Annotated in this window: 20 protein-coding genes; 13 read left to right on the forward strand and 7 right to left on the reverse strand. The window is 64.6% G+C overall.

Going from position 1 to position 16,192, the window contains the following annotated elements; genetic code table 11:
• Nucleotides 1-146: 146 nt before the first annotated feature.
• Nucleotides 147-569: a protoporphyrinogen oxidase HemJ gene (gene hemJ / locus ACQR1Y_RS18695; protein WP_434857949.1), complete on the reverse strand. Its 423-nt coding sequence runs from the start codon at nucleotides 567-569 to the stop codon at nucleotides 147-149.
• Between the two features lie 414 nt (nucleotides 570-983).
• Here hemJ and ACQR1Y_RS18700 point away from each other — a divergent pair, with 414 nt between their 5' ends.
• From ACQR1Y_RS18700 to dnaQ, 4 genes are read left to right on the forward strand one after another with little or no spacing between them, the layout of a single operon-like run.
• Nucleotides 984-1,823 (forward strand): pyruvate, water dikinase regulatory protein, encoded by an 840-nt coding sequence (locus ACQR1Y_RS18700; protein WP_434857948.1) that lies wholly within the window; start codon nucleotides 984-986, stop codon nucleotides 1,821-1,823.
• A gap of 11 nt (nucleotides 1,824-1,834) precedes the next feature.
• Complete coding sequence (locus ACQR1Y_RS18705; protein ID WP_434857947.1) at nucleotides 1,835-2,443, forward strand: Maf family protein; 609 nt, start codon at nucleotides 1,835-1,837, stop codon at nucleotides 2,441-2,443.
• A gap of 32 nt (nucleotides 2,444-2,475) precedes the next feature.
• Nucleotides 2,476-3,075: a dephospho-CoA kinase gene (gene coaE, locus ACQR1Y_RS18710; protein WP_434857946.1), complete on the forward strand. Its 600-nt coding sequence runs from the start codon at nucleotides 2,476-2,478 to the stop codon at nucleotides 3,073-3,075.
• A 44-nt stretch (nucleotides 3,076-3,119) separates the two neighbouring features.
• Nucleotides 3,120-3,818, forward strand: coding sequence for a DNA polymerase III subunit epsilon (gene dnaQ / locus ACQR1Y_RS18715; RefSeq protein ID WP_434877770.1), 699 nt, complete (start codon nucleotides 3,120-3,122; stop codon nucleotides 3,816-3,818).
• Between the two features lie 63 nt (nucleotides 3,819-3,881).
• On the opposite strand, the gene secB is transcribed toward dnaQ, so the two are convergent.
• Nucleotides 3,882-4,370, reverse strand: a complete 489-nt coding sequence (secB, locus tag ACQR1Y_RS18720) for a protein-export chaperone SecB (protein WP_434857944.1) — start codon at nucleotides 4,368-4,370, stop codon at nucleotides 3,882-3,884.
• 381 nt (nucleotides 4,371-4,751) lie between these two features.
• Between secB and ACQR1Y_RS18725 the strand changes: the two genes are divergently transcribed.
• The 3 genes from ACQR1Y_RS18725 to ACQR1Y_RS18735 all read left to right on the forward strand — a co-directional run bounded on the left by ACQR1Y_RS18725 (nucleotide 4,752) and on the right by ACQR1Y_RS18735 (nucleotide 7,825).
• A complete protein-coding gene (locus ACQR1Y_RS18725) occupies nucleotides 4,752-5,453 on the forward strand; it encodes a Tim44/TimA family putative adaptor protein (protein WP_434877769.1) in 702 nt (233 codons plus the stop codon).
• A gap of 155 nt (nucleotides 5,454-5,608) precedes the next feature.
• Nucleotides 5,609-7,237, forward strand: a complete 1,629-nt coding sequence (mltA, locus tag ACQR1Y_RS18730; protein ID WP_434877768.1) for a murein transglycosylase A — start codon at nucleotides 5,609-5,611, stop codon at nucleotides 7,235-7,237.
• A 12-nt stretch (nucleotides 7,238-7,249) separates the two neighbouring features.
• Nucleotides 7,250-7,825, forward strand: coding sequence for a Smr/MutS family protein (locus ACQR1Y_RS18735; protein WP_434877767.1), 576 nt, complete (start codon nucleotides 7,250-7,252; stop codon nucleotides 7,823-7,825).
• 3 nt (nucleotides 7,826-7,828) lie between these two features.
• Here the strand turns inward: ACQR1Y_RS18735 and ACQR1Y_RS18740 are convergent, their stop codons facing one another.
• From ACQR1Y_RS18740 to hslV, 5 genes are all read right to left on the reverse strand, one after another.
• Nucleotides 7,829-8,950 (reverse strand): hypothetical protein, encoded by a 1,122-nt coding sequence (locus ACQR1Y_RS18740; protein ID WP_434877766.1) that lies wholly within the window; start codon nucleotides 8,948-8,950, stop codon nucleotides 7,829-7,831.
• A 235-nt stretch (nucleotides 8,951-9,185) separates the two neighbouring features.
• Complete coding sequence (gene hslU, locus ACQR1Y_RS18745; RefSeq protein ID WP_434857939.1) at nucleotides 9,186-10,490, reverse strand: ATP-dependent protease ATPase subunit HslU; 1,305 nt, start codon at nucleotides 10,488-10,490, stop codon at nucleotides 9,186-9,188.
• Nucleotides 10,491-10,496: 6 nt separating this feature from the next.
• On the reverse strand, nucleotides 10,497-11,009 hold the full coding sequence (locus tag ACQR1Y_RS18750) for a GNAT family N-acetyltransferase (RefSeq protein ID WP_434877765.1): 513 nt from the start codon (nucleotides 11,007-11,009) through the stop codon (nucleotides 10,497-10,499).
• A 13-nt stretch (nucleotides 11,010-11,022) separates the two neighbouring features.
• The gene (locus ACQR1Y_RS18755) at nucleotides 11,023-11,622 is read right to left on the reverse strand and encodes a DUF2585 domain-containing protein (RefSeq protein WP_434877764.1); all 600 of its coding nucleotides are present in this window, start codon (nucleotides 11,620-11,622) and stop codon (nucleotides 11,023-11,025) included.
• A gap of 3 nt (nucleotides 11,623-11,625) precedes the next feature.
• On the reverse strand, nucleotides 11,626-12,186 hold the full coding sequence (gene hslV, locus ACQR1Y_RS18760) for an ATP-dependent protease subunit HslV (RefSeq protein WP_006612664.1): 561 nt from the start codon (nucleotides 12,184-12,186) through the stop codon (nucleotides 11,626-11,628).
• Between the two features lie 195 nt (nucleotides 12,187-12,381).
• On the opposite strand from hslV, the gene hisB reads away from it, so the two are divergent.
• The 6 genes from hisB (at nucleotide 12,382) to ACQR1Y_RS18790 (ending at nucleotide 16,158) form a co-directional block, all read left to right on the forward strand.
• Entirely contained in the window at nucleotides 12,382-12,975 is a 594-nt protein-coding gene (gene hisB / locus ACQR1Y_RS18765; RefSeq protein WP_434877763.1) for an imidazoleglycerol-phosphate dehydratase HisB, read from the forward strand.
• A 27-nt stretch (nucleotides 12,976-13,002) separates the two neighbouring features.
• Complete coding sequence (locus tag ACQR1Y_RS18770) at nucleotides 13,003-13,527, forward strand: DUF2628 domain-containing protein (protein ID WP_434877762.1); 525 nt, start codon at nucleotides 13,003-13,005, stop codon at nucleotides 13,525-13,527.
• Nucleotides 13,524-14,174 (forward strand): imidazole glycerol phosphate synthase subunit HisH, encoded by a 651-nt coding sequence (hisH, locus tag ACQR1Y_RS18775; RefSeq protein ID WP_434877761.1) that lies wholly within the window; start codon nucleotides 13,524-13,526, stop codon nucleotides 14,172-14,174. Before ACQR1Y_RS18770 ends, hisH begins: the two co-directional genes overlap by 4 nt.
• 60 nt (nucleotides 14,175-14,234) lie before the next feature.
• Complete coding sequence (hisA, locus tag ACQR1Y_RS18780; protein ID WP_434877760.1) at nucleotides 14,235-14,969, forward strand: 1-(5-phosphoribosyl)-5-[(5-phosphoribosylamino)methylideneamino]imidazole-4-carboxamide isomerase; 735 nt, start codon at nucleotides 14,235-14,237, stop codon at nucleotides 14,967-14,969.
• Nucleotides 14,970-14,980: 11 nt separating this feature from the next.
• Nucleotides 14,981-15,757 carry an imidazole glycerol phosphate synthase subunit HisF gene (gene hisF / locus ACQR1Y_RS18785; protein WP_434877759.1) on the forward strand — a complete coding sequence of 259 codons (777 nt, stop codon included), beginning with the start codon at nucleotides 14,981-14,983 and terminating at the stop codon, nucleotides 15,755-15,757.
• Between the two features lie 77 nt (nucleotides 15,758-15,834).
• Nucleotides 15,835-16,158 carry a phosphoribosyl-ATP diphosphatase gene (locus tag ACQR1Y_RS18790; RefSeq protein ID WP_434877758.1) on the forward strand — a complete coding sequence of 108 codons (324 nt, stop codon included), beginning with the start codon at nucleotides 15,835-15,837 and terminating at the stop codon, nucleotides 16,156-16,158.
• Nucleotides 16,159-16,192: the final 34 nt, after the last annotated feature.

Here is a 16,192-nt window from a genome sequence, read left to right on the forward strand (position 1 = left end):
CCAATAAGGCGCCAGACCTGATGCGGCGGCCGGTCAAGCCGGAACGCAACCACATCCGCCTGCGTGGGGTGGGATGTCCTTAATATAGAAAATCGCGCCGGCCTCTGCAAGGCATCTCGGACGGAGCGGTATTCTCATGGATCGGGTCAAAACGGCTTGACGATGACGAGAATCACGATGCCGATCATCAGCACCGTCGGTACCTCGTTGATATAACGGTAGAATTTTTGGGTGTGCGTATTCCGGTCAGCAGCAAAGTCCTTCACCCAGCGGGTAAAGAGCCCGTGCACGCCGGACAAAATGAGAACGAGGAGGAATTTGCCGTGAAACCAGCCACTGGCATACCAGTGACCCGCCCAGACCATGTACAGCCCGGCCAGCCAAGTCACGATCATCGCCGGATTGATGATCGCCTTCAGCAGCCGGCGCTCCATCACCTTGAAGGTCTCGGACTGTTTCGAGCCGATCTCGGCCTCGCAATGATAGACGAACAGGCGCGGCAGATAGAGCATGCCGGCCATCCACGCGATGACAGCGATGACGTGCAGCGCCTTGATCCACTCGTACATCGATGTCGCGATCCGTTAACCGGCTGGTGACTATTGGGAGGCGAGACATATCCGCTCGCTCGATCGCTTCCAAACCAAATAATTTTAGAATCTTAAGGTTTGAGTCTAGGTAGCGGTGGATTGGACTCATGCAATTCTGCCAGCCGATTTCCCGCAGCTTGTTCACATCCTTCAACAGGCCTGCCGAGGACGATTGGACTTTCGAGAGTCGAGTTTGATTCAATCGCTTGTCGGGCTGCATCGACAGCTTATCCCAAGACAAACGAACCTCGTCCCGATATCATCAGCCCTGTGACGTCGCGTTGTCCCGGACAGCGACCATGTGCAGAACAATCGGGGTTATCCAAAGGGGGCAGCGGGCGGCCGGATTTTGCGCCCGTCCTTCACAGGGATTCACAGATCGTTAAGGATTTGATGCCCACCACCGGCAATTACTTTCACCTCCATCTGGTTTCCGACTCGACGGGTGAAACCTTGATCACGGTCGCGCGAGCGGTTGCCGCGCAGTACACCAATGTGACGCCGGTGGAGCACGTCTATCCGCTGGTGCGCAGCCAGAAGCAGCTGGATCGCGTGCTCGACGAGATCGAGGAAGCGCCGGGCATCGTTCTCTTCACCTTGCTGGAGAAGGACCTGGTCTCCAGGCTCGAAGGCAAGTGCCAGCAGATCAACATCCCGAGCCTGTCGATCATCGGCCCGGTGATGCAGCTGTTCGAGGCCTATCTCGGCGCATCGACCGCCGGCCGCGTCGGCGCGCAGCACGTGCTCAACGCCGAATATTTCGCGCGCATCGACGCGCTGAACTACACGATGCTCCATGATGATGGCCAGATGGTCGACGGCCTCGAAGAAGCCGACGTCGTCCTGGTGGGTGTCAGCCGGACGTCGAAGACGCCGACCTCGATCTATCTCGCCAATCGCGGCGTGCGCACCGCGAACGTGCCGCTTGTGCCCGGTATCCCGATTCCGCACCAGCTGGAGACGCTGAAGAAGCCGCTGGTGGTCAGCCTGCACGCGACGCCGGAGCGGCTGATCCAGGTGCGGCAAAATCGTTTGCTCAGCATGGGTGCGGAATCCGGCAACGAGAACTATGTCGATAAGCAATCGGTGACCGACGAGGTCGCCTATGCGCGCAAGCTCAGTGCGAAGTTCAACTGGGTCATGCTCGACGTGACGCGCCGCTCGATCGAGGAGACGGCGGCCGCGATCCTGAAACTCTATACCGACCGGCAGCGGCAGCGCCTGCCGGACTAGTGAGCGAGCTGATGTCGATCTGGTGCAGTGAAGAGCCTTTGGTGTTGGCATCGCAAAGCCGTGCGCGGCGCGTGCTGCTCGCCAACGCCGGTCTGGCCTGCGAGGCGATCCCGGCCAAGGTCGACGAGCGGGCGATTCAGGCCGAGGCCGGCCTGGTGGCGCCGTACGAGATCGCGTTGCATCTCGCCAACGCCAAGGCCGCCGAGGTCTCCGCGCGCAACCCCAATGCCTATGTGGTCGGTGCGGACCAGACGCTGGCCCTGGGCGAGCGGATGTTCAACAAGCCGGCCGGCCGGCAGCAGGCGATGTATCAATTGCTGGCGCTGGCCGGACGCACTCATGCGCTGCATTCGGCGATCGCCGTGGTCCGCAATGGGGAGCTGCTGTTCTCGCATGTCGCCGTGGCCTGGATGACGATGCGCGCGCTGACCGAGAGCGAGGTCGCGGCCTATCTCGATGCCGCCGGCGAGGCCGTGACGACCAGCGTCGGCGCCTACCAGCTCGAAGGGCTCGGGGTGCATCTGTTCGATCGCATCGACGGCGATCATTTCACCATTCTTGGTCTGCCTCTGCTGCCGCTGCTCGCCTATTTCCGCGAGGCTCGGTTGCTCAGGATCTGATGACCGCAGCAGCCACGCGCCGGGAGATACGGATGAGAGTGCTGGGCCTGACCGGCTCGATGGGCATGGGCAAGTCGACGACGGCGAAGCTGTTCGCCGAAGCTGGCGTGCCGGTGTATGACGCGGACGCTACCGTCCATAAGGTCTATGAAGGCGAAGCCGCGCCGGCGATCGAGGCCGCATTTCCCGGGGCGACCGCTGGCGGCAAGGTCGATCGCGCCAAACTGTCGGCGAAGGTGGTTGGAGACCCCGCCGCCATCCGCCGGCTTGAGTCCATCGTGCACCCGATGCTGCGCTCCTATCACCAGGCGTTTCTCGATGAGGCCGAACGCTCCGGCGTGCCGGTCGCGGTCGTCGACGTGCCCTTGCTGTTTGAGACCGGCGGCGACAAGCGGGTCGATGCCGTGGTCGTGGTGTCGACCTCGCCGGAGATTCAGCGTGAGCGCATCCTTGCGCGCGGCACGATGACTGAAGAGGCGCTGGATGCGCTGTTGGCCCGGCAGATGCCCGACGCCGAGAAACGCGCGCGTGCCGATTTCGTCGTGGATACCTCGCACGGTCTCGATCCCGTACGGGAGCGCATCCGCGACATCCTCGCCGAGGTCGTTAAGATGCCGCAACGCCGCGGCTGATTCGCCAGCCCGGCCTGTGACGGGTTGGCGACGGATCAAGTCAGATGCGTGAGATCGTTCTCGATACCGAAACCACCGGCCTCGACGCGCTGCGCGGCGACCGTCTGGTCGAGATCGGCTGCGTCGAAATCATCAATCGCATGCCGACCGGTCAGGTCTTCCACGTCTACATCAATCCCGAGCGCGACATGCCGGCCGAGGCCTTCGCGGTCCACGGCCTGTCGAGCGAGTTCCTGGCGGACAAGCCGCTGTTTCAGGAGATCGTCGAGGACTTCCTGGCGTTCATCGGCGATGCGCCGCTGGTGATCCACAATGCGTCCTTCGACATCGGCTTCATCAATGCCGAGCTCGATCGGACGAAGCGGCCGCCGATTCCCCGCGAGCGCCTGGTCGACACCCTGCTGCTCGCTCGCCGGAAACATCCAGGCGTGTCGAACCGGCTCGACGATCTCTGCTCGCGCTATGCGATCGACAACTCACGGCGCACCAAGCACGGGGCGCTGCTCGACGCCGAGCTGCTGGCGGAGGTCTATGTCGATCTCGTGGGGGCGCGGCAGTCGCAGTTGATCCTGACGCAGGACAGCCAGGATATTCGGATCGGCGTGGCCGGGGATACGCCGCGCCGGCAGCGCGAGCAGCCTTTGGCGCCGCGCGTGACGGACGCCGAACGCGAGGCGCATCGCGCCTTCATCGCCACCCTCGGCGACAAGCCGATCTGGATGGAATTTCTGCCGGGAGCGTGATCCGCGCCAGCAAAGCCGCGGATCACCTACACCGACTTGGTCTGACGACGTTCTACGAAGCGATCAGCTCTGCAGGATCTGCCCGCCCTGGGCAGCTGCCTGACGCTCCATGTTCTGGCGGTACAGGCTGACGAAGTCGACGGGGTCGAGCATCAGCGGCGGGAAGCCGCCGTCACGCACCGAACTGGCGACGATCTCGCGGGCGAACGGGAACAGCAGCCGCGGGCATTCGATCAGCAGCATCGGCGAGAGGTGCTCCTGCGGAACGTTGACCAGCCGGAAGACGCCGCCATAGACCAGCTCGAAGCTGAACATGACCGTGCTGCCGCTCTCGGCCTTGCCCTCGATCGTCAAAGTCACTTCATATTCGGTCTCGGCGATGGCATTGGCACCGACATTGATCTGGATGTTGATCTGCGGCGGCTGGCCCTGCGGAGCCAGCGACTGCGGCGCGTTCGGGTTCTCGAACGACAGATCCTTGATGTATTGCGCCAGCACGTTCAGCTGGGGAGGGGGAGCCGCCTCGGAAGTGGCGCCGTTACCGTTGGTCATTGCAGTGTTCTCCAGGCACAAAGGGCGGGTCGTTGCGGCGCGTGGCTACCATAGGGCCAGCTTGTTCCACAAGGACGAGGCGGCAACGCCGTTAAGGCCCCGATAGGGCTATTCCGGCCGACGTGCCTCTATTTGTCGCATTGGACGAGCAAGGAACAGGGGACCTGCCTCACCCGTTCCCTGTCGCCTAGGATCGGATTTCCCCTAGGGCCGGAAAAGAGTTAGGATCGGCGTGCCACAATGTGCCATTGGCCGGGCCCAATTCGATGACTACATCCGGGCAGACCGAGGGATTCACCGGTCTTTACCTGGATCCTGTAGAACGGGGGCTCGGTGGCCGGGCTCCGCGTTCGGCTCGACAAGTCAGAAAGCGAACACGACGTGGACATTTATACCATCATCTTCCTGGCGTTGGCGGTCTTCATCTTCGTGCGCTTGCGCGCCGTGCTCGGGCAGCGCACCGGAAGTGAGCGGACGCCGTTCGACCATGCCGCCCGGAACGCCGTCCAGGGCGCCCCCGACAATCCGATCATGCCGGTTCCCGGCAAGCCGATCGATCCCGCGGCTCCCGCGCCCGGTGCCGAGATGCCGGCTCCTGGCGACCGCTGGCGCGGGCTGACCGAGCCGGGCACGCCGCTCGCCCGCGGTCTGGATGCGATCGTGGCCAATGATGCGTCGTTCGATCCGCGTCATTTCCTTACCGGCGCGCGCAGCGCCTATGAGATGATCGTTCTGGCCTTCGCCAATGGCGACCGCCGCGCGTTGCGCGACCTCCTGTCGGCCGAGGTCTATGAGAGCTTCGAGTCCGTCATCAAGGACCGCGAGAAGAACGAGCAGAAGACCGAGACGCGCTTCGTCTCGATCGACACCGCCGAACTGGTCGGCGCCGACCTGCGCGACCGCACGGCGCAGGTCACGGTGCGGTTCGTGTCGCAGATGATCTCGGTGACGCGCGACAAGATGGGCAACGTCGTCGACGGCAATCCGGATAAGGTGGCCGACATCACCGACATCTGGACCTTCGCCCGCGACACCGGTTCGCGTGACCCGAACTGGAAGCTGGTCGGCACCGGCAGTCATTAGTTCATCGAACACGAGCGGCATCCGCGTGGGGATGCCGCTCGGCACGAACCGGCGTCAGGAGGACGTCGCGCGCAAGCAGCAGCTTTGACATCGACCATACTTCAAACCGCGTTTTTTCCGAATTTCGCGTTGAGTGGTACTTTGACGGTGCAAGCATGGTTCGCGAAATTTGGAAGCGGGGTTTTTCGGCCCGAAGCCTCAGATACTGGACGGCGGCGCTCGCCCTTGGCGTCGCCGCGGTTGTGCTCGCGCCTTACGCGGCCGAGGCCGTGCGGGCGCGTCATCGGCAGCATGCCCCTGCCGCTCCGCCGATGCGCCACCTGCCCTACCCTCAGCTCGACTGGCCGCTGGAAATCACCAACAGCCAGTACCAGCCGCTGAACTGGAATGACGTGCCCGGCTGGAGCGACGATGATCAGCTCGCGGCCTACAGGACGTTCCGCGCCAGCTGCAAGCCGATTGCAGCGAAACCCGAGGGCTCGCCGGAGGACAAGGCGCTCGGCGATTCCTTGCGCGATCCCTGCCGCGATGCGCGGGCCAATGACCTCACGGACAACGCCGCGGCGCGCGCCTTTTTCGAGCGCAACTTCGAGCCGCTGAAGATCTCCAAGCTGGGCGATGCCGACGGTTTCGTCACCGGCTACTACGAACCCGTGATCGAGGGCTCGCGCACCCAGAACGAGGTCTACAACGTTCCGGTCTATCGCCGGCCCTCGAACCTGTTCGTGCGCGGCTTCAAGCAGGATGCGACCAGCCTGCCCAACAAGGGTCCGGTGTATCGCAAGATCGGCCGGCGCAAGCTGGTGCCCTATTACGACCGCGCGGAGATCGAGGACGGCGCGATCGAGGGCCGCGGGCTCGAGATTGCCTGGCTGCGCAATCAGACCGATCTGCTGTTCGCCCAGATCCAGGGCTCGGCGCGCATCAGCCTCGACGATGGCTCGACGGTGCGCATCAACTACGATGCCTACAATGGTCATCCCTACACGCCGGTCGGCCGCATCCTGATCGAGCGTGGCATCATTCCGCGCGAGCAAATGTCGATGCAGCGCATCCGCGACTGGATGGAGCAGAATCCGGAAGGCGCCAACGAACTTCGCCGGATGAACCGCTCCTACATCTTCTTCCGAGAGGTGCAGCTTTCGGAGAAGGACGAGGCCGTCGGCGCGCAGGGCATTCCGCTCACGCCGGGCCGCTCGATCGCCGTCGACAAGTCCTTGCACGTCTATGGCACGCCGTTCTTCATCACCGGCGAATTGCCGATCGAGTCGGAGAAGCAGAAGAATCCGTTCCACCGGCTGATGATCGCGCAGGACACGGGCTCGGCCATCGTCGGCCCGGCGCGCGCCGATCTCTATTTCGGCGCTGGACAGGAAGCGGGGAAAGTCTCCGGCCGGCTCAAGCACAGCATCCAGTTCGTGATGCTGGTGCCGCGGAGCCTCGATCCGGTCGCGCGCGGCCGCAAGATGCCGCTGCCGGATGCACGTCCCTCGGAGAAGATCGCAAAGCTGTTTCCGCAAGGCCTGCCGAAGGAGGCGGCGGCCAGTGAACCCGCCAAGGGGCTCGACAAGGGTGCCGATGCCGCGAAGCCGACCACGACTGCAGCTTCCGCCAGTGAGACGAAGGCCCCTGCCCCTGCCCCGAGCGCGAGCCCGGGAACGACGGTGGCGCAGAACGTCGCCGCCCCGCAGCCGGTGCCCTTGCCCGCGGCCCGGCCCCGCCTCGAAAGTGATCGCAATATCCGCCGATTGCGTTATGGCAGACGTCATCGCAATCACCCATGAACCGTCGTCTCCATGCCTGAAGATCCCGAGCCGCCGCGGACCCGACGCAGGCGCGGCCTTTCCGAGGACGAGCGCACGCTCTGGGAGACGGTGGCGCGACAGGTCAAGCCGCTGCGCAAGACGCCGCGTCCGGTGCGGCCGCATCCGCCGATGGCGACCGCCGAGCCGCAGCCGGACAAGCCGTTGACGACGCCGCGCCCGGTCGCGCCTGTCGTCATCCCCAAGCCGGCCAGGCCAGCGATCCCGCCGCTGGTGTCGCTCGGCCGCAAGGAGCGCTCGAAACTGTCGCGCGGCCGCAGCGAGATCGATGCCCGGCTCGACCTGCACGGCATGACCCAGAGCCGCGCGCACCAGGCGCTGCATCATTTTTTGCACCGGGCCCAGCATGACGGCCTGACCTTCGTGCTCGTCATCACCGGTAAAGGCACGATCGGCGCCGATCCCGAACGCGGCGTGCTCCGCCGCCAGGTGCCGCATTGGCTGAGCCTGCCGGAATTCAGGACCCTGATCGTCGGTTTCGAGGAGGCCCATGTCGGCCATGGCGGCGCCGGCGCGCTCTATGTCCGGATCCGGCGGCCGCGCGGCTGAGGCTCAGAACGGCCGGATGATGCCGACGCGCGGGATGACCGTGATGATCCAGCCGAGGATGGTGGTCTTGCGGTCATCGGCGTCGATGGCAGCGATCTGTTTGCTTGCGGGAAGCGTCTTCACTGCGTGCAGCATCAGCACCTGACAGACGACCCAGCTCGAGATCCAGCGCGAATAGTCGAACACCATCGCGAACATCACGAAATAGGCGAGGCTGATCACGCCAAGCGCAGTGATGACCATGTGCCGGTCGTGCGGTCGCTCGAGCGCACGGACGAGGTCGTGCAGGGTCCGCCATAGCGGCAGGTGCAGCAAGATCAGCAGCGCGTAGACGGGGACGCCAAGCAGATTCGATGGCAGCCGCGCCCAGGTGTCCTGCACTTCCTTCGACAATGGCTGATACCAGACATAAGCGAATTGCAGCAGCTCGGTGCGCGACGGATCGAGCATGCGCGTCTTCAAATAGGCGACGAAGTCCGCTTCGGGCAGCGGCATCGTGCCGAGGAATTGCGCCGCTAGAAAAAGTGCGCCGAGGCCGAACAACATAGTCACGCCCACGATGACATCGCGTCGCGTGGTGGCACGGGCGAGGTAGTAGCGCAGCACGACGATGGCGGTGATGGTCGGCACGTACATCAAGAGATGGATGTGGTGGATCAGCACAAGCACCGCCGAGATCACCGCCGCGAGCAGCACGTAAGCCAGCGAGCTCGCCGGCACCAGCAGCAGGATGATCGCGCCGAGGCAGCCATAGATGTCGAAATGACCGAGCGTGAACAGGAAATTCTTGAACACGAACGGCGAGCCGGCGGTAAACACGAGCAGCGGCAGCTGCGCGCGGTCGAAACCGAACGTCCGTCGAAACAGCTGAATGAACAACGCGAAGGTGATCAGCCAGACGCCGCCGGCCAGCGCGAACACCAGCCACACCGGCACTTTGGTCGTGAACAGTCCCACGACCGCGCCGATCAGCGCGCGCTTGATGAAGCCGAAGTGATAGTCGACCAGCAGATGGATGTAGGGAATGTAGGGCGGCAGCGTCAGCTTGTGCACGAACACGCCGAGCATGACGGCTGCGTTGACGGCGAGCATCAGGCGCCAGTGTCTCGCATATGCGCCGGTCATGCCGCGGCCGATCGAATGGCGACGTTGCGACGGCCGTCGCCACACCCACAGTCGTCGTCCCGGCCTTGAGCCGGGACCCATAGCCACCGCTGTTCGTGATGAGGCAGGGCTGGAGCCGCCATCGTGAGTGACAATCAGCTTCGGTGGTTATGGGTCCCGGCGTTCGCCGGGACGACGGCGGAGTTTGAGGTGACGCCGAAGCGAAGAAACCAGTCGGCTACGAGCGCGCAGCTTCTTACAGAATAAACCGGCTCAGATCCGCATTCTTCGCGAGGTCGCCGATGTGCTGCTGCACATAGGCGGCGTCGACGCGCATCGTCTCGCCTGATCGGTCCGAGGCGGTGAAGGAGATGTCGTCGAGGACGCGCTCCATCACCGTCTGCAGCCGGCGCGCGCCGATGTTCTCGACCGTCGAGTTGACCGCGACAGCGACGTCGGCGAGCGCATCGATCGCATCGTCGGTGATGTCGAGCGTGACGCCCTCGGTCTTCATCAGTGCCACATATTGCTTGATCAGCGACGCCTCCGGCTCGGTCAGGATACGGCGCATGTCGTCGCGGGTCAGCGCCTGCAGCTCCACGCGGATCGGCAGGCGGCCCTGCAGTTCCGGCAGCAGGTCGGACGGCTTGGCGATGTGGAATGCGCCCGACGCGATGAACAGGATGTGGTCGGTCTTGACAGCGCCGTGCTTGGTCGAGACCGTCGTGCCCTCGATCAGCGGCAGCAGATCGCGCTGCACGCCCTCGCGCGAGACGTCGCCGCCATGGCGGTTCTCGCGGACGCAGATCTTGTCGATCTCGTCGAGGAACACGATGCCGTTGTTCTCGACGACGGTGATCGCCTCCTGCACCAGCTGGTCGCTGTCGAGCAGCTTGTCGGATTCTTCCGCGATCAGGATATCGTGCGAGGCCTCGACGGTGACGCGCCGCGTCTTGGTGCGGCCGCCGAGCTTGCCGAAAATGTCGCCGATCGAGATCGCGCCCATCTGCGCGCCCGGCATGCCCGGGATTTCGAACATCGGCATGCCGCCGCCCGACGACTGCGTCTCGATCTCGATTTCCTTGTCGTTCAGCTCGCCGGCGCGCAGCTTGCGGCGGAACGAGTCGCGGGTCGCCGCGCTCGAATTGGCGCCGACCAGAGCATCGAGCACGCGCTCCTCGGCGGCGAGCTGGGCGCGCGCGGCGACGTCCTTGCGCTTGCGCTCGCGCACCTGGTGAATCGCGACCTCGACGAGATCGCGGATGATCTGCTCGACGTCGCGGCCGACATAGCCGACCTCGGTGAATTTGGTCGCCTCCACTTTGAGGAACGGCGCGCCCGCGAGCTTGGCCAGCCGCCGCGCGATTTCCGTCTTGCCGACGCCGGTCGGGCCGATCATCAGGATGTTCTTCGGCAGCACCTCCTCGCGCAGGCCCGTATCGAGCTGCAGCCGCCGCCAGCGGTTGCGGAGCGCGATGGAGACCGCGCGCTTGGCGTCGGCCTGGCCGACGATGAAGCGGTCGAGTTCGGAGACGATTTCGCGAGGGGAAAAGTCGGTCATGGGGCTCTAGCTAGGCTCGGATGGGCGGTGAGGCAAGTCGGCGGGTTCGCAGGACATCAGCAGCGCGGGACCATCGGGCGTGTCGATCAGGCGCTCGCGCCGGAATCCCGCCTTTTCATAGGCGCGAATGGCCCGGACATTGGCCGGCGAGGGATCGGTGATCACGCGCGGGACGCCGCGCTGAAACATCAGGTTACAAAAGGTTCGGAGGACCAGCGGACCGTGACCCTGGCCGATGCGCTCGGGGCCGACGATGAACAGATCGATGCCGCGGGTGCCGTCCGGCTGCGGCAAGAAGCCGTCGTTCCATTGGGTCAGGGCGTAACACTGCAGATAGCCGGCCGCTTCGCCATCCATCAGCGTGATGTACTGATCCATGGCCGGCTCATGACGGTCGCCATCGAGCAACGCATATTGCTCGTCCGGATCACCCCACCATTTCCGCACATGCGGCTGCTGCAGCCAGTCGCGGATGGCCGGCAAATCGTCGTCGGTCATCGGACGGAAGCCAACAATCATGACCGCCCTGCCCTCACAGCAAAGGCGGCCCGGCCTGCCACTGCCGGATCGCCTCGGTCGGATAGATCAGCATCAGGATATTGAGCGTCAGGTTGTCTCGGATGTGCAGGCCGACGCCGATTTCGAACACGATCGCGATCAGCACGGTCAGCCACACCGGCAGCACGCGCGCCAGCAAAAAGCCGGTCATCATCGCCAGCGTGTCGCCGACCGAGTTCACGATGCTGTCGCCGAAATAATCGAGCGAGATCGTCGCGGCGCGATAGCGCTCGATGATGATGCTGGAGTTCTCGACCAGCTCCCAGGCGCCCTCGATCAGCATCGCGATGATCAATCGCCCCTGCCACGGCAGTCGCGGCACCAGCAGCACGGTGAGCGCATAGAACAGGAAGCCGTGGATGATGTGCGAGAAAGTGTACCAGTCGGTGAGATGCTGCGAGTTCTCCGAGCTTTGCACTACGCCGTGCCACAGCTTGACCGTGCCGCAGGCGCAGATCGGCAGCCGGCCCATTGCGAACAGGATCGCGGCCTGGAGAGCCAACAACGCAAGCACCAGCCCGAGCCAGAGCCCGGGCGACCGGCGGGACGAAACGCTGATTCCGTCCGCGGTCATCGCCTACTCGGCCGAGAGCGCTTCGATGGTGATGTTGCGGTTGGTGTAGACGCAGATGTCGGCGGCGATATCGAGCGACTTGCGTACGATGCTCTCGGCATCCTTATCGGTGTCGATCAGCGCCCGCGCCGCCGCCAAAGCGTAATTGCCCCCCGAGCCGATCGCCATCACGCCCGCTTCCGGCTCCAGCACGTCGCCGGTCCCGGTCAGCACCAGCGAGACCTCCTTGTCGGCCACGATCATCATGGCCTCCAGCCGGCGCAGATAGCGGTCGGTGCGCCAGTCCTTGGCGAGCTCGACGGCGGCACGGGTCAGCTGCCCCGGATACTGCTCCAGCTTGCTCTCCAGCCGCTCGAACAGGGTAAACGCATCCGCCGTGGCCCCGGCGAAGCCGCCGATGACGTCGCCCTTGCCGAGCTTGCGCACCTTGCGGGCATTGGACTTGATCACGGTCTGGCCGATCGAGACTTGGCCGTCGCCGCCCACGACCACCCTGCCCCCCTTGCGGACGGTCAGGATCGTGGTGCCGTGCCAGACGGTGGGCTCATGGGAAGATGCGTGCATGGGACGTCCTTGGTTGGTGCCCTCATTTAGGGCCTCAGGCCGGGGGATACAATTACCGGGTCCCTGCCCTGCCCTGGCGGGCCTTGAAATCCGCTCACCATGGCCCGAGATCAGGCCAAGAGCGCGTCATCCCGCGGTAGCTAAGGTGTCATCCGCCTGATAAAAGGGCCGCGTTTTCAAAGGAAAGCTGACCCCATGCGTAGCGCGACCATCAAGCGCAAGACCAAAGAGACCGACATCGAGGTGTCCGTGAACCTCGACGGCACCGGCGTCGTCGAGATCGCGACCGGTATCGGCTTCTTCGATCACATGCTGGACCTGCTCGCCCGCCATTCCCGCATCGACATGACCGTCAAGGCGGTCGGCGACCTGCATATCGATTTCCACCACACCACCGAGGATGTCGGCATCGCGCTCGGCCAAGCCGTGCGCCAGGCGCTCGGCGACATGGCCGGCATCACCCGTTACGCCTCGATCCACATGCCGATGGACGAGACCTTGACCCGCGTCGTGATCGACGTCTCAGGCCGGCCGATGCTGGTGTTCCGCACGAATTTCGCGCGCGATAAGATCGGCGAGTTCGACACCGAGCTGGTGCGCGAATGGTTCAACGCCTTCGCGATGAACGCCGGCATCACCCTGCATGTCGAGACGCTGTACGGCGAGAACGCCCATCATATCGCCGAATCCTGCTTCAAGGGTCTGGCGCGGGCGTTGCGGACAGCGCTCGCCATCGATCCGCGCAACAAGGGCGAAGTGCCATCCACCAAGGGTCAGCTCGGCGGCTGACCTCCCTCCTCCAAGGGAATTTTTGACATGCCCGTCTATACGGTTCACGCGCCCCTCGCCGCTGGAGCCGATCTGCGTTCGACGGATCGCTTCGTTTTCATCCGCGACGGCTTCCATCTCTGGGCCGCCGTGCTCGGCGCCGTCTGGCTGGCCTGGCACCGGCTGTGGCTCGCCGCGCTCGGCTGGATCGTGCTGGTCATCGTGGTGGATGTCGTGCTGGCGCGGATCGGCGTCGGCGCTGGCGCGATTGCCTCGGTCGATCTCTTGATGGCGATCCTGCTCGGCTTGGAAGCATCGACCCTCAAGCGCTGGAGCTATTCGCGCAACAAATGGCGCCAGCTCGATGTCGTCGTCGCCGACGATGTCGATGCCGCAGAGCGCCGGTTCTTCGAGCGCTGGGCTGCCCGCCGCAGCGATCTCGGCTACGACAACAACACCGTCGATCGCGGCGCCGCGCCGCCGACGCGTGACAACGGCAACGGCCAGCGGCCGCCGCCGCTGCCTCATGCCAGCATCATTGGCTTGTTCCCTGAACCCGGAGGTGGACGATGAGCGTCGCAATCATCGATTACGGCTCCGGCAATCTGCATTCCGCCGCGAAGGCCTTCGAGCGCGCCGCGCGCAGCATGGAGGATCCGCAAAAGGTCGTCGTCACCCGCGATCCGGACACGGTGTATCGCGCCGATCGCATCGTGCTGCCCGGCGTCGGCGCCTTCGCCGATTGCCGCCGCGGCCTCGACGCCGTCGACGGCATGCTGGAAGCAATGACCGAGGCCGTGCGCCACAAGGCGCGGCCGTTCTTCGGCATCTGCGTCGGCATGCAGCTGATGGCGACGCGCGGCAAGGAGCACGTCACGACCGACGGCTTCGACTGGGTCTCCGGCGATGTCGAGAAGATCACGCCGCGCGACGAGAGCCTGAAGATCCCGCATATGGGCTGGAACACGCTCGATGTTCTTCAAGAGCATCCCGTGCTGGAAAAGCTGCCGCTCGGGCCGAAGGGGCTGCACGCCTATTTCGTGCACTCCTATCACCTCAATGCGGTCAACGAGAACGAGGTGCTGGCGCGCGCCGATTACGGCGGGCCGATCACCGCCATCGTCGGCAAGGACACGGCCATCGGCACGCAATTCCATCCCGAGAAGAGCCAGCGGTTCGGTCTCGCCTTGATTTCCAACTTCCTGAAATGGAAGCCGTGAGCGCTGTCGTCCTGTTCGCCTATGGAGGCGGGCAGGGCACGCTCTTGAGAGACATCAGATATGATCCTGTTTCCCGCCATCGATCTGAAGAACGGCCAATGCGTGCGCCTGGAGCAGGGCGACATGGCGCGCGCCACCGTGTTCAACCTCGATCCCGCCGCGCAAGCGAAGAGCTTCGCCGACCAGGGCTTTGAATATCTCCACGTCGTCGATCTCGACGGCGCCTTCGCCGGCAAGCCGATGAATGCGCAGGCCGTCGAGGCGATGCTGAAAGTCGCCAAGATGCCGGTGCAGCTCGGCGGCGGCATCCGCGATCTCAAGACGGTCGAGGCCTGGCTCGGCAAGGGCATCACCCGGGTCATCATCGGCACCGCCGCAGTGCGCGATCCCGAGCTGGTGAAGACCGCCGCCAAGGCCTTTCCTGGCCGCGTGGCCGTTGGCCTCGATGCGCGCGACGGCAAGGTCGCGGTGGAAGGCTGGGCCGAGACCTCCGAAGTGACAGCACTCGACATCGCCAAACGTTTCGAGGACGCCGGCGTCGCCGCGATCATCTTCACCGACATCGCCCGCGACGGTTTGCTGAAGGGTTTGAATCTCGACGCCACCATCGCGCTCGGCGACGCCATCTCGATCCCCGTGATCGCCTCCGGCGGCCTCGCCTCGATCGAGGACGTCAAGGCGATGCTGACGCCGCGTGCGAAGAAACTCGAAGGCGCCATCGCTGGCCGCGCGCTGTATGACGGGCGGCTCGATCCGGCCGAAGCCTTGGCGCTGATCCGCGCGATCAGCGGGTAGGGGAGAACAATATGTTCAAGGTCCGCGTCATTCCCTGCCTCGACGTCAAGGACGGACGGGTCGTCAAGGGCGTCAACTTCGTCAATCTGCGCGACGCCGGCGATCCCGTGGAAGCGGCGATTGCCTATGACGCCGCCGGCGCCGACGAGCTCTGCTTCCTCGACATCACCGCGACCCACGAGAATCGCGGCATCATGCTCGACGTCGTCCGCCGCACGGCGGAAGCCTGCTTCATGCCGGTCACGGTCGGCGGTGGCGTCCGCACCATCGACGATATCAAGACCCTGCTGCGCTCCGGCGCCGACAAGGTCTCGATCAATTCGGCCGCAGTCGCGCGTCGCGAATTCGTGAAGGAAGCGGCCGAAAAGTTCGGCGAGCAGTGCATCGTGGTCGCGATCGATGCCAAGTCGGTGTCGCGTCCCGGCGGCGGCTCGCGCTGGGAGATCTTCACCCATGGCGGCCGCAAGTCGACCGGCATCGATACGCTGGAATATGCGCAGGAGGTCGTCGCGCTCGGCGCCGGCGAGATCCTGCTCACCTCGATGGACCGCGACGGCACCCGCCAGGGGTTTGACCTGCCGCTGACCCGGGCGGTGGCTGACAGCGTGCCCGTGCCGGTGATCGCCTCCGGCGGCGTCGGCAATCTCGATCACCTGGTCGACGGCATCCGTCAGGGCAGGGCGACCGCCGTGCTCGCCGCGTCGATCTTCCATTTCGGGGAATTTACCATCCGTCAGGCCAAGGAGCACATGGTGCGCCAAGGCTTGCCGATGCGGCTCGATCCCTGACGACATTGCGCCGCAAAAATGTTAGATGAACGCTTGTCCGGCCACTCTGGGCGGACCGGCGTTCTGAGAACTGGCTGATGTCCCGCTTCACGCTTCACGACCTGGCTGCCATCATCGACGCGCGCGCCGCGGCGGGCGGCGAGGCGTCCTATACGCGCAAGCTGCTCGACAAGGGCCCGGCGCAGTGCGCCAAGAAGATGGGCGAGGAGGCGGTCGAAACCGTCATCGCCGGCGTCGGTACGGACCGCGAGCATCTGATCTCCGAAAGCGCCGATCTGCTGTTTCATCTGTTGGTGTTGCTGAAGTCGCGCGACATAGGGCTCGACGAGGTCGAGGCGGCGCTCGGCAAGCGGACCGGCCAATCGGGGCTGGAAGAAAAGGCGTCGCGCAAGACGGAGTAGGGCGCGACGGCCGGGGGAAACGAAGGGCAGCGTC

It is taken from the genome of Bradyrhizobium sp. HKCCYLRH3099 (assembly GCF_051167855.1).
In the GTDB taxonomy this organism is placed as follows: Bacteria; Pseudomonadota; Alphaproteobacteria; order Rhizobiales; family Xanthobacteraceae; genus Bradyrhizobium.

Excerpts from the sequence above, each read along its gene's own strand:
- hemJ (WP_434857949.1), bottom strand. The coding sequence starts at position 569 with ATGTACGAGTGGATCAAGGCGCTGCACGTCATCGCTGTCATCGCGTGG.
- ACQR1Y_RS18700 (WP_434857948.1), top strand. The coding sequence starts at position 984 with ATGCCCACCACCGGCAATTACTTTCACCTCCATCTGGTTTCCGACTCG.
- ACQR1Y_RS18705 (WP_434857947.1), top strand. The coding sequence starts at position 1,835 with ATGTCGATCTGGTGCAGTGAAGAGCCTTTGGTGTTGGCATCGCAAAGC.
- coaE (WP_434857946.1), top strand. The coding sequence starts at position 2,476 with ATGAGAGTGCTGGGCCTGACCGGCTCGATGGGCATGGGCAAGTCGACG.
- dnaQ (WP_434877770.1), top strand. The coding sequence starts at position 3,120 with ATGCGTGAGATCGTTCTCGATACCGAAACCACCGGCCTCGACGCGCTG.
- secB (WP_434857944.1), bottom strand. The coding sequence starts at position 4,370 with ATGACCAACGGTAACGGCGCCACTTCCGAGGCGGCTCCCCCTCCCCAG.
- mltA (WP_434877768.1), top strand. The coding sequence starts at position 5,609 with ATGGTTCGCGAAATTTGGAAGCGGGGTTTTTCGGCCCGAAGCCTCAGA.
- ACQR1Y_RS18735 (WP_434877767.1), top strand. The coding sequence starts at position 7,250 with ATGCCTGAAGATCCCGAGCCGCCGCGGACCCGACGCAGGCGCGGCCTT.
- ACQR1Y_RS18740 (WP_434877766.1), bottom strand. The coding sequence starts at position 8,950 with ATGACCGGCGCATATGCGAGACACTGGCGCCTGATGCTCGCCGTCAAC.
- hslU (WP_434857939.1), bottom strand. The coding sequence starts at position 10,490 with ATGACCGACTTTTCCCCTCGCGAAATCGTCTCCGAACTCGACCGCTTC.
- ACQR1Y_RS18750 (WP_434877765.1), bottom strand. The coding sequence starts at position 11,009 with ATGATTGTTGGCTTCCGTCCGATGACCGACGACGATTTGCCGGCCATC.
- ACQR1Y_RS18755 (WP_434877764.1), bottom strand. The coding sequence starts at position 11,622 with ATGACCGCGGACGGAATCAGCGTTTCGTCCCGCCGGTCGCCCGGGCTC.
- hslV (WP_006612664.1), bottom strand. The coding sequence starts at position 12,186 with ATGCACGCATCTTCCCATGAGCCCACCGTCTGGCACGGCACCACGATC.
- hisB (WP_434877763.1), top strand. The coding sequence starts at position 12,382 with ATGCGTAGCGCGACCATCAAGCGCAAGACCAAAGAGACCGACATCGAG.
- ACQR1Y_RS18770 (WP_434877762.1), top strand. The coding sequence starts at position 13,003 with ATGCCCGTCTATACGGTTCACGCGCCCCTCGCCGCTGGAGCCGATCTG.
- hisH (WP_434877761.1), top strand. The coding sequence starts at position 13,524 with ATGAGCGTCGCAATCATCGATTACGGCTCCGGCAATCTGCATTCCGCC.
- hisA (WP_434877760.1), top strand. The coding sequence starts at position 14,235 with ATGATCCTGTTTCCCGCCATCGATCTGAAGAACGGCCAATGCGTGCGC.
- hisF (WP_434877759.1), top strand. The coding sequence starts at position 14,981 with ATGTTCAAGGTCCGCGTCATTCCCTGCCTCGACGTCAAGGACGGACGG.
- ACQR1Y_RS18790 (WP_434877758.1), top strand. The coding sequence starts at position 15,835 with ATGTCCCGCTTCACGCTTCACGACCTGGCTGCCATCATCGACGCGCGC.